This is a genomic window from Clostridium chrysemydis (assembly GCF_015234215.1).
GTDB classification, from domain to species: domain Bacteria; phylum Bacillota; class Clostridia; order Clostridiales; family Clostridiaceae; genus Clostridium; species Clostridium chrysemydis.
This window is the reverse complement of record NZ_JADEKP010000001.1, coordinates 950,500-967,999: the sequence shown is the minus strand read 5'-3', so window position 1 is coordinate 967,999 and position 17,500 is coordinate 950,500. Positions and strand designations below refer to the sequence as shown.

Here is a 17,500-nt window from a genome sequence, read left to right as displayed (position 1 = left end):
TTTGTATGCTCTTTTAGGGATACACTGTATGTCCTAAAAGGCAAATAGGCGCATAATTTACTCATGCGCCTATACCTTATCTACTAAGTTTCCTTTATATCCTTGTAACTTTGTAAAACTTCCTTAACTTCTGCTACTAAATCTTGCTTATAATAAACCAATCCAGCAATTAAAAATCCATAAATGCCATTGTCTATATATGAATGAGCAGAAATACTTCCAACTATTAATAAAATAGTTGCAATCCATTGTCTTTTTATTGGTGGTTCATATTTTTCTAACCATAACCCTGAAATAACTAGTGCTAATGTTAAAACTATATACTCAAATGTAATTTCCATATATTTAACCTCTCATTTTCTATAAGTCAACAGCTACTAAAAAACTATCAAATCCAGCTTCTTTTAATCTATTTTGTTGTGCCACAGCATTTTCTCTATTTGAATATGTGCCACAAACAACTCTGAATCCCTTATTTGATGGAGTATGTTGTGATGGAGTAGATGATGCATACGCTGTTCCTGTAATACCCTTGAACATTGCTGCAGCAATCTTCTCTGTATTCCATTTATCCATATCTACCTTACTATCACAAAAACCTATCTCAATTAATACTGCAGGTGCTACTGTCTCTCTTAATACATAGAAGTTATTTTCTTTAACTCCTCTATTTCTAAATCCTACACTTTGAGCGACTTCATCATTAATTCTCTTTGCCATACTTCTATTTGATTCCTTACCATTATAAGAACCACTATAAATGTATGTTTCCACCCCATCTGCTGAACCATTAAATGCATTTAAATGAATACTTATAAATAGATCTAGTTTTTGAGCATTAGCTAACTTAACTCTATCAGCTAAGTCATTGTTACTTTTATCTACAGTACAATTAACTACTGTATGCCCTTTTTCTTTAAGCATAGCTATTAGTCTTTTTCCTACTTCTCTATTCTTATCAGTTTCCTTAACTACTCCTACCGCTCCAGTGCCAGTTCCTGATAATGTGTGTCCCATATCAATTCCATATATACTCATAACTTCAAATCCTTTCACTAAATAAATGTAGGCTTATATCTCAGTTCTTCAATCCTAGCCTTTTCTCTTAATACAGATTGTTTGAACCCATATTTCTGACTTAAAATCATATATGAACCATTCCATTTACTTAATATTGCTTTAATACCATTTTTATTTAAATGATTAATACATATTCTTGCGCCAACCATATCTTTATATGAAGCAATCATAAGTTGATAAAATGACTCTACACTTATCTTAACCATTGTATTTATAGAAGTTGTTTTTGTCTTTGAAGTATCTTTTTCATTAGTAGACTTTGCCAATTTCCTCACCTCGTCTTAGATATACAAAAATAAATCGGTTTATTGGAATTGATACTTAAATATGTTAACCTTATAATTAGCGAGTTTATAAATAATTAATTACGGATTAGGAATATAATTTTATTGTAATATAGATATTGGGAGGGATGTTACATGACAAGCAATGTTGCTTTAAAAGATTTCATAGTTGCATTAATTAGCAGTAATGGCCATAAAACTATTGAAAGTATATGTACAGATATTTATTATCATAAAGATTACTTAACTAAATTATTTAAAAAATTCACTCACAGAAATGCTCAAAACTATATGAACTATTGTAGGGTAATTTGTGTACTTTATGACTTTATTAGCGGCATTAATATTTCTTTTGCTAGGAAAAAATATCATTATACAGAAAATAGTTTCAACAAGGCTCTGCATGTATATAACTTTCCTTCAATTCGCAAGGTAAAAGGAGATTCAAAAATGAAAGAACTTATAATAAAAGAGTATAAAAAAATTAAACTCATAAGCATTCTATCTAGCAATAAAAACCCTATTAAAGCAAAAGAATTAGGTGATTTATGTATATACATACGAGAATTTAGAAACTCTAAGGAATTTTGTATCTGTAGCAAGCCTGGTCCAAAAGGAGGTTATTATTTAAGTACGAATACTTTAGATATTGCTCTATGCGAAAATTGGATTAGAAATTGGCGTAAATCTATGAATATTGATGGTAATTTTTCAATAGCATACTATAGCTAACTTGTTAAGAGCATCTTAAATGATAGATGCTCTTCCATTTATAACTTAATTTTATTATTAACTACCTAGCCTCATAAGCTCTTGTCTTAGAGATTTTACTTCTTGTTCTAATTCTTCTTCTCTTGTTAATTGCCTTTCTATATATTCATAGTAAAGCTCTTTTGTTTCAAGATTAATTAATAATCTGGCCATCATCTTTGCTCTATATTCTGGATCTGGAATCTTTTCTACTATTGCATAATTAACTTCTGTGCCTAAATCAGCACTTTGTGTTTTATGATACATATAAACATTACCTATATTGGAATCCTCTAAATTATAATAAACTGCATACATAATTATTACCTCCTAGAATATTGTCAGCCTTTTCTTAAATCCTGCTGATTGCTTATTATCAAGTCTAACTAAACCATTACTATCAATAAATATACGATTAAAGAACTGATACTCTTCTTTAGCATTGAACCTTCTTGTAAATGTAGTAGTCCATTCTTCAACAAATGTATCTGATAAGCACACTACATCTACCTTTTCATTAAATGTTGTCTCTTTAAGTCCTACAACTTTATTATCTTCTGCTATAAAATTAATGCCTACTGGAGATACTTTATTCATATTAGCAACTAAATCATCTCTATAGCTAATTACTTTTGGATTCACTGTATCATAAAAACCTTCTCCCGCAGGAGTTGCTGTACCTGTAGTCATATATAGCCTTCCATTTCCTATTACAAAGTTCATCCTAGATTGCTCAACAAGTTTAACTCGTCTTATCTGTCCTAAATCTTCATTATATTTAACAAGGTAAATTTCTTTAATGCCACCACCAAATGGATTCTTTACATCAAGTGCATATATCTGATTATTTATTTCACCAAGCAAGAATATGTAAAACCCTTGGCTATTAAATGTTTCATTTTTAATTACTGTTGCTGTTGATCCATCAAAATCATGACAATCAAATGCATATACATTATTAATTGGCCCATCATGATACTCATCAGTAGATAGAAATACTTTATTTAGTCCCCTATGATAAATAAGCTTACCTAATATCTGATTACTAGCTGTATTTCTAATTGTTATCGCCTTATCATAACTACCATCTGCATTAATCTTAACTACAATAACTTCATCATTTTCAGTAGGAGCATTATTTAAAGAAACTCTTTTGAATATAGTAAAAATGTTATTTTCCTTATCTACAATCATTCCATGAGCATAGGCACTTCTATTTAATAAAAATTTATCAGCAGAAACACTCCATCTAACTAATCCTGTATCAAAATCATATGCAGTTATTGTGCCAATACTATCCCCATATCCATAAAGGTTATTATCACTTACCCTTACATAAGTCTTTTTATCATTAGTAAAAGTTCCTATATGTTCCTTGTTGAAAAGTAAATCATTCTTATAACCTATTTTATCCTTATAAGATGTATTGATAGCTAGTAGTCCACCTCTAGGACTTACCTTTCCAAATAACTTTGCTGAATTACACCCTTCAATTTTTATATTAAACTCTTCATTCCATAAATCCATAAGAACAGCTTTACCATTTAAATATTCATTGCCCTCTACTTCTTTATCATTATATAGATCCATTCTTTCTCTATAAGCATGATACTTAATTCCACCATTAACTATTTTAGTTCCCTTGCTACTTGGGTGCTTTGAGCCAACAGCTTCTATCTTGATTGTATGAACACTTCTAGATAATCCTTTCTTTTCAAATATAGCAATATCTTTAATTAATGAAGGATTATATAAATCAACAATAGCTTCCTCCTTGCCATCTAAAGAAACTCTTACCATTCCCAGGTCATTATTTCTCATGCCTAAAATAAGAACATGATTACCTTCAAAACTCCACTCCATTGAATCTCCTGCTATTTCTGAAGAATTACAATATCCATAATGAGATTGCATGGTAGCCCAAGAACCACTAACTTTCCTTGTATAGCCACCCCACTCAGTCGTTTGCCCTGATGGTGAATTACTTATACCTCCTATAACTGCTTTAAGCTTGCTTTCAGTAGGTTCTACAACCATATAATCAAGTATTATTTCTTTACCTGCATTATCTGATTCAACATTCATAAAGCTAATTAATGTTCCATTTCTATCTAATCTTATATCAGCAATCTGCTTATGCATTTCTTGAGGATTATTTAAATTAATATATGCTGTGTTGGGATTAATATATTCAACTATCGATGTATCTGATTTAAAGTTCAATACACCTTGTAAGTGTGCTGGAAATATATCTCTTAAAGTCTCCATCATCTCTTTTGATGTATTAGTATTCAGGTAATGGTTTATATCAAAAGTTTGCGTAAACTCTGGCATATTTTCAGTTAGAGCAACATCTGTATACCCAAAAGTACCAAGGAACTCAAGTAAAAGTTCCTTAGTTGTAGTTTTGCTACCTATTAACTTTGATTTAATAATAGCTCTTCTATCTTCATCAGTCTTGTTTAGATCCACGTTAATACCTAGCATCTCTTCCCAACGCCTTAGTCCCCAAGTAGCAGTATCTATGAATAATTGTTCAAAGGTATTTCTAGTCTTATCATCTAACTCATTAAAGGTTTCCCCTTGTATTGAATAAATTTCTTTCATCATTTCATCCTTCTTAATGAAAGATGGTATTTGCTTTAAAATTGCTTCTACTTTATCCATGAGTACCCCCTACACTTCATTTATAGTTAAAGTACCTAATATACCAACTTGATCCGATTCTAAAGATACATTATTAGCTAACTCTCCGTTGACTCTTAATTCAATAAAATCAAGTACACCTTTAGCTGTTAATATAGCACTTGTTAATCTTGCATAAGAGATGTAATCCTGTTTAAATACCATATCTCTCATTGCTTTAAGAAGATTAACACTAATACTGTCCTCAACCTCTTGAGGTGTATAAGTTAAATCTCTCTTAATAGTTACTTCTATATTAATATCAACCGCTCTAGCTGATTGTACTGTTACTACAGCACCTATTGGCCTATTCTTCTCTATATTGTCATATACATCTTTTATTATTTCTTCATTAGCAGGTTCTTTATTTGAATCTACTATAGCAACCATTACTGTTCCTGCTCCAAAATAATTAGGAAATACCTTTGCATCTCCTGTACCATCAATCTCAAGGCTCCATTCCTTGAAGTGATGAATGTTTCCACTTGTTGAAGGGGTTCTTGCCTTTAAAAGTAATCTTTCTCTTAATTCTTCATCAGTCTCAGTTATACTTCCTCCACTAACCTTATCTAGATTAGTAACACTTATAACTCCATTTACTACTGTTACAATTTCAGTAATTGTGTTAGCTTCAACATTATAATCAAGGCCTGCTTCATATGCTTCTATTTTAGAAATACCTTCACCTTGAGCATTTAATCTAATTGTTTCTGTTGTAATAAATTGTTTATTATCAACTGTACTTGCTATTAGCCCTTTACTTATAACTTTATTAGGAATACCAGTTATCTTTAACTTTCCTATAGCTTTTGTTGGCTGTTTTCTATATATTCCAAATTCAGAAGCTTTTTTATCAAGCCAATCTTCATAAGTACTTTGAATAAAGCTCTTTAAAAGCATAGAATCGAGTTCCATATATTGCTTTGCAAATTCATTAGCTACTGGACTAAGAGCATCATATATTAATGTACCCTCTGTTTTGCTTACAGGCGCTGTAACTTTATCAAGCATTTGTTTTCTAATATTGTAATCGGTCATGTTTTCGTACATTCAATTACCTCCTAATCTCTATCTCACCGTAAACTGTATTTGCAGTAAAATTAACTTTCATCCTATCATTTGTAAAATCAATCACAAAATCATAACAATCTATTATGTGTTTATTTATAAGTAAAGCATCTTTAATCATTCTCTTTGTTTCTGATTTAATTACTTCCCTTGGTAATCCAGCACTAATTAAACTTTCTAGATCCGTACCATAATCCCAGGTATAGGCATCATATCTGCCCCTTACTGTAGATATACATTTATAAATCCAAATTTTTAGTGCTTCTATACCTTCAAGAGTGTTAATTTGCCCGTTACGGATAACATACTTATTATTAGTATAATCCCACTCAAACTCTCTAAATGGCTCCCACACTTCACCCTGTTGCTCTGTAACAGGTTCTATATCTATAAACGGAAATGGCATACTCCATACCTCCTATACTACTTTGCAATATACAATAAACTTATTTGTACCTTGCAGTTGTTGAATTGCAACCATATCTCCTGCACCTAAGCCACTATCAGTAAAATAAGCTGCGTTATTAATCTCTATAGTCTTACTAATGCTCTTGCTAAACGAATGCTTATGGCTACCATGATTATGAGTACCAAATTGATGCTCCTGGTCCCCAATTGAAACACTCTGTAGAGTAACATCAGAAGTATCACCATCAATAACAAGATTAAAATTAAAACTGGTCTTCAAATTTCTCTTATAATTAGGCATAAGGTAATCTGCTACATAAAGATTATCCTTATCTAATTGAATATCTCCTACTTGGATCAGCAAAGGTGAAGTGCTAACTACTTTACCTAGCATAAGGTTAGGAGCATTATTCTTTGCACCTTGTTCTCTCATTATATTAATTATCCCACTATATGGATTATCTAAGTTATTCATCAGATACCTCCTACTTACTGCTTTGCCCTGCAAAACTATACTTATCTGAACCATGTGTATGTGACTCTTCCCAGTTCTGACTCCACCAATCAGGTGCTTTCGAGTCACTTCCACTAGAGCCACTTCCTGAGCTATTACCATCAGAACCACTATTACTTTCTTCATTAACCTCTTTTTCGTCCATTATATTTTGAAAATTCAAAGTCAATGTCATCTCATATGAACCATTCTTCCATGAGTGGGTGTCTGTATCTATATAGAATAGCCCTACAGCCTTAGTATGAGTAGATTTAAGCATAACTGCATGACCTGTAATAGCTTGAATTATACCTAGTGCTTGAACTTGAACTTTCCTCTCCATATCTTTAAGCTCTTTCTTAGCTAAAACCTTATTATCCTTTTCCTTATCAAACTGAATAGCTCCTTGTAATAAGCCATAAGCATTAATCCATCCTTGATTAGAAATAGAATCTACTATGTTACCTGCTTCATCATAAATAATTACTTTATTAATCATAGAATCTAAACTTTCACTATGTTGAGTATTCATTACATTAACATCACTACTTAATTCATAAGGAACTCTTACTATGCCTTTCTCTATTATATTAAGTCTCCCCTTAAGCATAATGGGCATATATTTCTTACCAGTCTTTTTGCTAGCCTCAGTATATCCAGTCATGATGATATCGTAACAACCTTTTCCCATTGCGGCATCTGAATATGTAGTTCCACCACTACTAGCTATATAATCATATGGAATACTAAAATCACTACAAACTCTCTTAACTGTGCTCTCAGGCGAAACATTCTTAAGATTATAACTTGTAGTAGACTTAGTAACATTAATTAAAGCATCGTAACAAGTAACCTTCATAAATTGGCCATTCTCCACCAAGTTCCTATTCCATACAACTCCCCTAAATAGCTCATGCTCTCCTACAAATAACGTCATCATATCTCCGATATCAGGTATAACTAAAGATTGATTCTTATCATTAACTGGATATAAAATATCTACTTCTAATTTCCTAGATACCTGCTGATAATCTCCACTCCATTGAATACCATCTACTAATTCAGTTATGTTATATTTAGAACCATTAGCTTTATATAGGTTAACTGTAGGCTTTTGACTTTGCGTATGCTGTATCATATCCATATAACTTACCTCCTATGGTATTACTAAAACCCAACCAGTACGTATTAGGTTCGGGTCCTTAATCTTATCCTTATTAGCATTGAATATAATAGGATATTTAGAACCATTCCCATAGTACTTCTTAGCTAGCCCCCATAGTGTATCTCCACTTACAACCTTATGCGTTCTTTGCCCTGAGCTTGGCTTAGATGGTGCTGTTGGAGGCGTAGGTCTAACTGGTTCAATATTTTGATTACCTTTTACTTGTTCTAGCTTAACTCTTCTATACTCTTTAAAGGCTAATGTAAAGTAAACATCTCCTGAAGCATCTCTCATAGAAGTATCTAAAGTCTCAATAAGCATTTCAATGTTTATATCAACTTCTCTGGATCTATCAATGATAAGTAATCTAATTGGCTTACCACTATTTCTCCATTTATTAATAATTTCTATACATTCCCATGGTTTAGGAAATCCTCTATATGAACAATAGCTAGAATGGTATTTGTAAGGAAAGAAACTTTGAATAGAAATTGAACGTAACTTCTCTGGGCCCCATAATGATAGTTCCCCTATATTAGTTACTGTAACGTTCTGAGTATTGTTTCCTGCTTGAATAGTAAAATCGCTAGGAGTTACTGGCAACCTTAACATTTCACTATCACTATACTTTATATAAAAATCCATTATTGTATCACCAACCTTCTTATATGTCATGTTAGTTATACAAATGAGCAAAAGAAAAAGGATACGTATTAACGTATCCTTCTCATATTTAGAAAGCTGTTGTTATTGGCTTCCAGTGTTCACTACTCATGCTTTCCGTATAAACAGTGTTATTTATCTTAAGTATGTCATTTTTATCACGAACGAATCCCCATTTTATATTCTTATCATTAGCATAAGTTTTAAATGCCTCAAACTTGTTAGCAACTTGCCTATCTAAGTTATTACTCTTTCCGTCTTTTCGCTCTCCACCCTTAGTCTCTATTATCCAAACATCACCATTCTTCAGTTTAACAATATAGTCAGGATAAAATAACCATTGTTTTCTTTCGAAAGAATCATAATATACTATAGAAAAATATTCCTGGCCTTTATCTCCATTATTATATACCCAGTCAATATTATCATTATCTTCACAGTATCTTTCAAATAATCTTTCTGGCCTTGAACGAATTCCGTCTACTAAAGTTGATGAAGGATACTCATGATATGCATTGCTTAACATTTCAATAACATCAGTTTCAGAAGCATCATATTTTACTAAATCTCTTTCTGGTATCTTAAACTCCCTAGTCTTAACTATTGATGGGAATGCTACCTGACTAGCTAATTGGCTAGTTGCTTCTCTAAAATCTTCTTTTAATTTATGTTCATTATTTATTACGAAAGCATAAAATTGTTTAGTATTTAAATTCAATAATTTATCCCTATTATATGAATTATCTCTAAATAATCTCTCTAGTATGGCTCTTAATTTGCCTTGCTTAATTCCTATAGCAGACTTTATTGTATCTATAGAATGAAGCAAATCAATACCATTTTTATGTGTATTAACTTCTCTCCTCGTTTGAATAAAAGAACCTACATGAGAATCTAAAATAGAGTCAGTTTTTATAAATTTACCCTGTCTAGCTGTCCTTACTAGTTCCTCAGTAAAACTGTATCCTTCTGCTTCTAGTATTAACTTATTGTTAGCTTTTGCTGTAGATAAATTATATTTATTATTGAAAAATTCAAATACTGATCTATAAGTTTCTCTTTCACCAATACCATCATAATCTAAATCTTTCATTTGTTTTTCTAGCGTGAATGTTTTACATTTTTCTTTTAGGAAAACCCTTTTAACATCAAACGCATTAGAAATCTCTTTTCTAATACTTTCTTTATATTTTTCATCAAACGTATATAAATAGCAGTTATCTAAAATTTCATTTTCATAATGTATAGCTTCTGGCATTCTTCTTAATCTACCTATTGTTTGAATAGTGAAGTCTTCACTCATATTCTCTCTAAGCTTTATAAGTATCTTAGCTCTTGGACAATCCCAACCTGTTGCAACCGCCTGTTTCATAAGTAAAAATACTGGTTGAGCATCTAATTTCTCAATTCCTTCTTTATTTATCTTATCACTATTATCGCTCATCCACTTAGCTACTAGTTTATTATCATAATTATAGCCCATAGAATCTAAAGTTTCCTCAATACTAGTTATAAGTTCATCTGACATATCTGGAAACTGTATTAATACTAATGGCCTTATCTCTACATCCAAATTTTCATACTCTTTTGCAATTTCTTTTCTTTTATTATTTGCAAGCTCTATTAAGTAACTATGCTCATTATCAATCTTAGCACTTCCTTCTACACCTTCATTTATATACAATGCTCTTGTTATCAAACCTGAGTTTATTACATCAACCTCAGGTATCTCATAAAAATTGTGTAGCTTATTCTCTCTTGCTGTAGCTGAAACTCTAACTTGATAAGATGCCGCAAATGAATTTATTATATCCTTAGCCTTTTGGGTATCATTAGAATGCTCTTCATCTATTATTAAAATAAACTCTACGCCCTTTCTATGAGCTTCTGCAATTCTACCAAAAAGGTTTTTCCATTCTGTTTCAGTTACTGCCTTGTTATTTTTATTTGTAACCAGCTCCCAGTTAATAAATGTAGTTTCTCTTGATTGAAACCCTACTGAAATAGCATCTTGTAGGTTCTTACTCTTTCTATTTGGAAGATGCTTTTTCATTTTCTTCTGACTTTGCTCTTCCAAATTCCCTTTACCAGGGCAGAACCAAACAAAAGATACATTACTGTTAACATTATTGATATATTTATCAATATAATCCAATAGTATAATAGTCTTTCCTGCACCTGTAGGAGCTTTTACTACTGTAGTCTTCTTACTGCTAATTGAAGTTGCCTCTAGCAGATAATTTACACATTCATCTTGAAATTCAAACAATCCTTTTGGTAACCCTATCATATTTCTCCTACCTCTCTCAATTCACCATCAAAATAATATTCAGGGATTGGTATTATATCTATTTTCAATTTATTGAATAATACTTCTTGCTGTTTGGTTAATAGTACTTGTGAAGAAATATAAATTACCCTACATCTATTTAAAACTTCCTCATTCCCCTCAAGTGAATCTGCATCCTCATCACTCAATAATATTACATACTTAGAGTTATCTATCTTTATGCCATGCTCTAACTGTACCATCTCAGCAATATGCTTCAACAGTTCCTCTCTAAAATTATGCTCTTCATCAGATGAATGCTTTAAAACATAGTCAGTTTTATAGTACATTAAATTAGCTGGAATACCTTTTACTTTATCCTTTATAGTATCTCTACCGATAACTTTTAACACTCCATTTTTAAATTCTTTTACTACTTTATCATAACTATCTTTAACCTGCTCTTCTAGTTCTGCAACATCACCTAATATTTTATCCATTTTACTTAAATCTTTTAAAGTAATTGCTTTTTCAAAAAGAATTATCTCCTTTTTGCCTTTAAATTCATATCCATCTATTACTTTTTTCATTCTTTCATAAGTAATTTTTTCACATATTTCATTTTGATTATTCGTACATAATATAAATGTTCTATTACCATTATCCTGCCTATTCATCTCTAATACGGCCTGACCTGTTGTTCCACTTCCTGCAAAGAAGTCTAATACAACTGCTGATTTATGTGATGAAATTTTCAAGCAATCAACTATTAATTGAACTGGTTTTGGATGACTAAATACATCTTTTCCAAAGAGTGATTTTATTTCACTTGTAGCCTTTTTATTTCCTACATTATCTAACCATAATGTTGTCGGTCTTTTCAATTTCCCATCTACATAAAATTTTAAATATACCTTCCACTCACCCTTATCTTGCTTCCATTCTATTCTATTTTCTTTTACAAATTCCTCATATGTATCTTTCCCACACCTCCATCTACTTTCATATCCAGTTGGCCCATAAGGGTAAACTAAAGTACCATCTGGTGCTTCTAATGGATACCACATTGTAGGTCTATCCTCACGTCTATCTTCCTTCCCTGTTTTTCTTAAGGTTCTAGTTAAGTACGTTCCACCTTCATCTTTTTTATCATATATTTTAGTATCCTTTTCATCATAACTAACGCCTAATATTTTAGATTCTTTACTTTTCCCATATACTAATACATAGTCGTACTCCGTAACTAATCCATTTGTACCCTGTCCTGTTGGTGTGCCAGTTCCTCTAATTATTTGTCCCATGCAATTATTATCAAATATTTCATCACATAATATTTTAAGTTGTGCCTGCTCGACATCATTGATACTAATAAAAATAATACCTGAATCTGATAATAATTCCCTTGCTATTCTTAATCTTTGCTCCATGAAAGATAACCATTTAGAGTGCTTATAACCGTCATCTGCATCAATAAATTTATCATCATAAATAAAATCGTTATTTCCTCTATTGTATGGTGGATCTATATATATAACATCTACGGTACCACTATGAGTTTTCTCTAATAACTTCAAGCTATGAAGATTATCTCCCTCTAATAAAAAGTTATAACGTTTATTACTATCTGATACAATTTCTTTATCAGTAACTTCTGAAAAAACTGGAACTTTTGTCTTCATTTCTACATCGACTCTCTCTTCATGCTCCTCCCAAACTAACCCATATTTTTTACTTGTTAGTTCATTTTCTATCTCATTTATTGCAATCATAACTTCTGTATCGTCATGTTCTTCTCTTATTTTATTTAAAAAATTAAGCATGCGCTCTCTTTTTACTTTTGATAAGTTACTCATTCAATTCCCTCCAATCTAAATATCTAAATAAAATTATACTATATTCTATCTGATTGTAGTATAAAACTTTTTGTGTGATATAATTTTATATATATTCTATATAGGAGGTAATACTTATGGAACTTTTTACTGAAATAGATACTTCACCACGACTAGATGATTTTGAAACTGATTATGACAAAGCATTTTATTTGCAAAATTTACTTATTGACCGAGCTACTGGCAATGGTGCTTCTAATGAGCACTATACAATTTTACGCTCATATTTTTTAAATAAACCTTTAACAAAACCATTAGTACCTAAATGGATACAACAATCTAGAGACTTAAATCAATTCTGGAGCTTTATAAAGAATACCGTTGATAGATATGAACCTAGAAGAATATTCATACGCGAACAATTTGCTGAGCTATTGGATTATTTAGAGAACAATCCTAGTGAATTACCTTATCATGAAATAATTAATGATAAAATTAATTACTTAGATTCACAGTATATAAATGATAGCTGGCAAAAAATAATGAATAGAAAGAATTCTGATTTTGAAGGAGCGATTACCTCTGCAAGAACCCTTCTTGAAAGCGTTCTAAAATCAATTCTTGATGATATGGGTGAAGAAACAGCTAGTGATGGTGACTTAAATAAACTATATAAGGAAGTTTCAACAAAATTGAATTTATCTCCTAACAATCATAATGAACAAGTATTTAAACAAATATTAGGTGGATGTGCTTCTGTAGTTAATGGATTAGCCAGTTTACGTAATGAATACGGTGATAGCCATGGCAAAGGACAAACTGTATACAAACCCGCCCAACGCCATACTGATTTAGCAGTAAATATGGCCTGCTCTCTCTCTCTATTTTTGATTCAAACATATGAACATAATAAAGAAAATAAATAATAAATATCCCTAAAAAACTAGTCTAACTAGTTAATTAGGGATTTATTATCTTATACCATATTATTAGCTGTTTCCATCAGCTTGTTGTAAACAACTTGAGCTACCTTTTCTGGATTATCACTTCCTGTTACATTTATAGTAACATTCATGCTTTTGTTATTTGTTTCCCCAGCTCTATATCTATCGGCTTCTTGTCTTGTAAGAACAGCTTCACCTCTATGAAGAATTGCCTTATAACCATTATCAGGTACGTATTGTAATCCTGTAGCATGACTACCATCAGCTTTTTTATCATTAGTATATCCATCTCCACCAAGCATCTTCCATTCAGAAGGTGAGAACATATGGCTAACCTTACCACCTATATCCCACTTGCCTACAGTGTCCATTACAGCAGTTATTTTTTCTGCTACCCAACCTAGTTTATCAATTAACCAGCCTAGTATAGGCTCAATAAACTTCCACGCAGCATCTACTGCTCCTGATATTAAATCCCACACAACTGTCCAAATTGCTCCTACAGCTTCAACTATCTTATTAATAGATTCTGAATGTTCACTAATAAAGCCAGCTACCCTACCAAATATATCAATAAAGAAATCTAATACTGGAGTAATCATATCTACTACTGTAGCAAATGCTGGAGATAGTCCTACAAATGCATCTAGTATTTTATCTATTACAGGCATTACCTTAGGAGCCAATTTCTCAAATAAGCCTGCAAAAGCTGCTATAATTGGTTGTGCAAAGGAAATTATTTTACCTAGTATTTCAATAATCTTTCCTACAACTTGATCCATGCTTATATTACCAAAAATATTTCCAAAGGCTTCTTTTATTGGCTCTATTGCTGTACTTATCTTAGGATAAAGTTCTTTGAACCCATTAACAAGTTTACCTACAAATTCAATAGCTGTGTTTATACCACCTATTACTCCATTGACAAATCCATTAGTGAAGTTACCACTAGAATCCTTTGCAAATAGTCCATCTATCTTACCAATAACTCCATCTAATGATTTTGACATTCTACTATTGAATACCATAGCTACATCAGTAAAACCTGACTTTAATTTACCTGTTACTGTAGAAAACTTACCTGCAACAGTTTGTGATAATTCTTCAGCTCCACCACTAAATGTTTTCTTTAATGGGCCATCTACAAGCTTTTGGAATGCTTGAGCCATTTCCTCTTCATTTAAGTCGTCAGTTTCACCTTTACCTACAAGTGCATTCATTTGAGCCTTATTAACTTTAAGTCCAAACTCTTGAAGTCTAGTTGCTTCACCAGTCATTCTTAAGTCATATAATGCTTCCATTGCATCTTGAGTAGTTTTACCTGGTGATAATGCAGCCATATCTGCAGCAAGTTTTGTAATATCCATTGCTTGATCCGTACTTCCATTAGTCATTTGAATTGCTCTAGTACCTGCTGCTGCAATGTCCTGAGTTTCAAATGGTGTAATGTTAGATAACTGAACTAAATCTTGCATGTACTTATTCGCATTACCGTTTAGCTGTTCTCTACTCATTGTATTAGATCCATTATTATTCTTTTTATCAGCTACATCCATGAAATGCTCTATAGATACAAGTTGTTTTTCCCTAGCAGCCATTCCACTAATACCTACAGTTGCTCCTGCAGTACCTGCTCCTAGTAAAGCTCCCATACCTAACTTAGCAATACCTGCGGCCTTACTTGCCACACCTTTCATTATAGAAGAGGCTTTATCTATTGCCTTAATAGTGAAGCTAAATGTTTTACCTGCTACTTTCTTAATTGAAGAGGTTATCTTGCTCATAGCCTTTATTACAGGCGCAGGTATCTTAGCTCCCATTCTACTGAAAATACTTGTTATCCTAGATGTTGCACTTGAAGCGCCCTTTATTATTCCCAGTATTGCCGATATAGCTTTATATGATGCCCTTTGAAAAGCAAATGATATCCTATTTCCTACTTTACTTGCACTTTTACTTATTCTATTAAAAGCACTAGATACTTTTGTTGCAAATCCACTAGTCTTTACTCTATTGAATCCGATGTTTAAAGCATTTGATATAACATTACCAGTTCTCTTAGCTTTAGCTGATAATGAATCAAATACATTCTCAACCTTGTTTTTAGTTCTAGTAATGTATCCATTATCTAAATCAACCTTTAACTTAGGTAGGTAATTATCTACACCATGTTTATTCTTCATGGCATTCCTTTGACCAGCAATCATTGCTCCATACCCAGTATCTAATCCAGTTACTTTTACTCCTGGTATATTTACCTTCTTTTTAAATGAGTACGCTTTAGATAAAACATCATGCACAGCGGCCCCTATTGCTCCACCAGTCACCTTATTTAACATTGAACCTAGTTTTGAAAACGGAAAGTTTCTAATCGGATCTACCAAGTCTCCAAAAGAAAATGCATTTCCTTTTCCTCTTATTATAGTCCTATTTCTTGATTCTGTTCTAGTATTCTTACCAGCAACCTTAGCAGCTAATCCTCCTGCTAATGCTGAACCAAATAATCCTGAGCCCGTAGCCTTGCTCATAGCACTAGCTACACTTCTTACTCTGCCTAATCCATTAATCAGTCTTCCTAATGGGCTTAGAGAAGCATTTATTGAAGAGGACATTCCTTTCATTGAGCCTTTTAATATGTTATTAACTTTATTAGTTTTAGTAAAAACTTCTCTTTCAACATTGTTAAGAGTTTTAGTTACATTTTCCTTAGCTTCAATAGAAACAACCTTTTTATTAGGCACAGCTCTTTGTATAGCATTAACTGTGGCCTTAAATGAAGCATCTAACTTTGTCTTTATGTTAATATTACTTTTTTCAAGTTTATTTAAATCATCTTGCACCTTTTTCATAAGGGCTTTATTAGTCTTTATGTTTACTTCAGGGTTAACTTTAATCTTATCAAGCTTCTGAGCTTCCTTTAGGAGCTTACTTGTTTTAGTGATGGCCTTATCTATTACCTGATTCCAGTTATCTTGAAGTGTAAGCTTTGCTGAATACTCTTTGGCCATAGCTATTCCTCCTCTGATTATATTTAAAAGGGACGGAGCTAAATCAGCCCCGCCCCTTAGTGTATTTTTTATAATGGACACTATATCCCTTATAAAATTTTTATTATTTTTTCAACCAAACTGACACAGCGTCCATACCTATTAAACCTTCTATTCATCTTACTTTCACGAAACTCCTAATATAAGAGTAACGTTATTTTAATGCCATAGCAGGACATATACCTGTACTTGCTACAGCCTCAGCTTTTTCTTTCATTTCTTCCATCTCTATAGTATAAAATGCAGTTAAAATAGTTTTTTCTCCTGCCGTCATATTATAGTAATCAGATGGTTTTATATTGTGGTACTTCCAACAATAATACATAAGGATAGTCTCAGTATCATTGTTGGCTAGAAGTTTTTTACCTCTTCAACCATATCTTCACCAAAACCGCTTAATTCAGTAATTTCAGATGCTATTATGCTAATCTCACCAGGTAGTAATACCTTTTGAATTAATCCTTCTGAATTAGCAACGCCTAACTTAGCAAATGTATCTTGTAACTTATCCTTATTTTCAGCTAGTTTATTGTTAAACTCTCTTACTCCATAAGTCAGTAACATTACTTGAACACCTATTGCATCTACAGCACCTCTTTTATCAGTACAAATTTGTTGAATATGCTTAAACTGATTCATAGTAACTGCTTCTAAAGTTAATTTAAATTCTACTTCTCCTCGAGACAATCTTCTTACGATAAACTCCTTAGATGGCTTTTGTAATAATTCTTCATTTCCTAATAATAAATCTAATGCATTTGTCATGTAATTTGCTCCTCCGTTAAATCAAAAATAATATCCAATATAAATGG

The 17,500-nt window shown here is 31.9% G+C and carries 17 protein-coding genes; 2 read left to right on the top strand and 15 right to left on the bottom strand.

The window, feature by feature from the left end:
* Positions 1-83: 83 nt before the first annotated feature.
* From INR60_RS04845 to INR60_RS04835, 3 genes are read right to left on the bottom strand one after another with little or no spacing between them, the layout of a single operon-like run.
* Positions 84-341, bottom strand: a complete 258-nt coding sequence (locus INR60_RS04845; RefSeq protein WP_194190347.1) for a hypothetical protein — start codon at positions 339-341, stop codon at positions 84-86.
* Positions 342-360: 19 nt separating this feature from the next.
* Positions 361-1,056 (bottom strand): N-acetylmuramoyl-L-alanine amidase, encoded by a 696-nt coding sequence (locus tag INR60_RS04840; protein WP_194190346.1) that lies wholly within the window; start codon positions 1,054-1,056, stop codon positions 361-363.
* Complete coding sequence (locus INR60_RS04835) at positions 1,056-1,346, bottom strand: hypothetical protein (RefSeq protein ID WP_194190345.1); 291 nt, start codon at positions 1,344-1,346, stop codon at positions 1,056-1,058. The genes INR60_RS04840 and INR60_RS04835 overlap by 1 nt, the downstream gene beginning before the upstream one ends.
* Positions 1,347-1,499: 153 nt before the next feature.
* On the opposite strand from INR60_RS04835, the gene INR60_RS04830 reads away from it, so the two are divergent.
* Complete coding sequence (locus tag INR60_RS04830; protein WP_194190344.1) at positions 1,500-2,096, top strand: hypothetical protein; 597 nt, start codon at positions 1,500-1,502, stop codon at positions 2,094-2,096.
* Positions 2,097-2,153: 57 nt separating this feature from the next.
* Here the strand turns inward: INR60_RS04830 and INR60_RS04825 are convergent, their stop codons facing one another.
* The 9 genes from INR60_RS04825 to INR60_RS04785 form a co-directional block, all read right to left on the bottom strand.
* On the bottom strand, positions 2,154-2,432 hold the full coding sequence (locus tag INR60_RS04825) for a hypothetical protein (protein ID WP_194190343.1): 279 nt from the start codon (positions 2,430-2,432) through the stop codon (positions 2,154-2,156).
* Positions 2,433-2,444: 12 nt separating this feature from the next.
* Positions 2,445-4,781: a putative phage tail protein gene (locus INR60_RS04820; RefSeq protein WP_194190342.1), complete on the bottom strand. Its 2,337-nt coding sequence runs from the start codon at positions 4,779-4,781 to the stop codon at positions 2,445-2,447.
* 9 nt (positions 4,782-4,790) lie between these two features.
* Complete coding sequence (locus INR60_RS04815; RefSeq protein ID WP_194190341.1) at positions 4,791-5,849, bottom strand: baseplate J/gp47 family protein; 1,059 nt, start codon at positions 5,847-5,849, stop codon at positions 4,791-4,793.
* Positions 5,850-5,853: 4 nt separating this feature from the next.
* A complete protein-coding gene (locus INR60_RS04810) occupies positions 5,854-6,273 on the bottom strand; it encodes a DUF2634 domain-containing protein (protein WP_194190340.1) in 420 nt (139 codons plus the stop codon).
* Positions 6,274-6,285: 12 nt separating this feature from the next.
* A complete protein-coding gene (locus tag INR60_RS04805; RefSeq protein ID WP_194190339.1) occupies positions 6,286-6,804 on the bottom strand; it encodes a DUF2577 domain-containing protein in 519 nt (172 codons plus the stop codon).
* Positions 6,761-7,912, bottom strand: a complete 1,152-nt coding sequence (locus INR60_RS04800; protein WP_194190338.1) for an XkdQ/YqbQ family protein — start codon at positions 7,910-7,912, stop codon at positions 6,761-6,763. The genes INR60_RS04805 and INR60_RS04800 overlap by 44 nt, the downstream gene beginning before the upstream one ends.
* Positions 7,913-7,924: 12 nt before the next feature.
* On the bottom strand, positions 7,925-8,578 hold the full coding sequence (locus INR60_RS04795; protein ID WP_194190337.1) for a LysM peptidoglycan-binding domain-containing protein: 654 nt from the start codon (positions 8,576-8,578) through the stop codon (positions 7,925-7,927).
* 88 nt (positions 8,579-8,666) lie between these two features.
* On the bottom strand, positions 8,667-10,886 hold the full coding sequence (locus tag INR60_RS04790; RefSeq protein WP_194190336.1) for a DEAD/DEAH box helicase family protein: 2,220 nt from the start codon (positions 10,884-10,886) through the stop codon (positions 8,667-8,669).
* Positions 10,883-12,718 carry a site-specific DNA-methyltransferase gene (locus INR60_RS04785; RefSeq protein ID WP_194190335.1) on the bottom strand — a complete coding sequence of 612 codons (1,836 nt, stop codon included), beginning with the start codon at positions 12,716-12,718 and terminating at the stop codon, positions 10,883-10,885. The genes INR60_RS04790 and INR60_RS04785 overlap by 4 nt, the downstream gene beginning before the upstream one ends.
* A 116-nt stretch (positions 12,719-12,834) precedes the next feature.
* Between INR60_RS04785 and INR60_RS04780 the strand changes: the two genes are divergently transcribed.
* Entirely contained in the window at positions 12,835-13,623 is a 789-nt protein-coding gene (locus INR60_RS04780) for an abortive infection family protein (RefSeq protein WP_194190334.1), read from the top strand.
* 50 nt (positions 13,624-13,673) lie between these two features.
* Here INR60_RS04780 and INR60_RS04775 read toward each other — a convergent pair whose 3' ends face one another.
* The 3 genes from INR60_RS04775 to INR60_RS04765 form a co-directional block, all read right to left on the bottom strand.
* Complete coding sequence (locus INR60_RS04775; RefSeq protein ID WP_194190333.1) at positions 13,674-16,649, bottom strand: phage tail protein; 2,976 nt, start codon at positions 16,647-16,649, stop codon at positions 13,674-13,676.
* A gap of 193 nt (positions 16,650-16,842) precedes the next feature.
* Positions 16,843-17,013: a hypothetical protein gene (locus INR60_RS04770; protein WP_194190332.1), complete on the bottom strand. Its 171-nt coding sequence runs from the start codon at positions 17,011-17,013 to the stop codon at positions 16,843-16,845.
* 26 nt (positions 17,014-17,039) lie between these two features.
* Entirely contained in the window at positions 17,040-17,453 is a 414-nt protein-coding gene (locus tag INR60_RS04765; protein WP_194190331.1) for a phage tail assembly chaperone, read from the bottom strand.
* Positions 17,454-17,500: the final 47 nt, after the last annotated feature.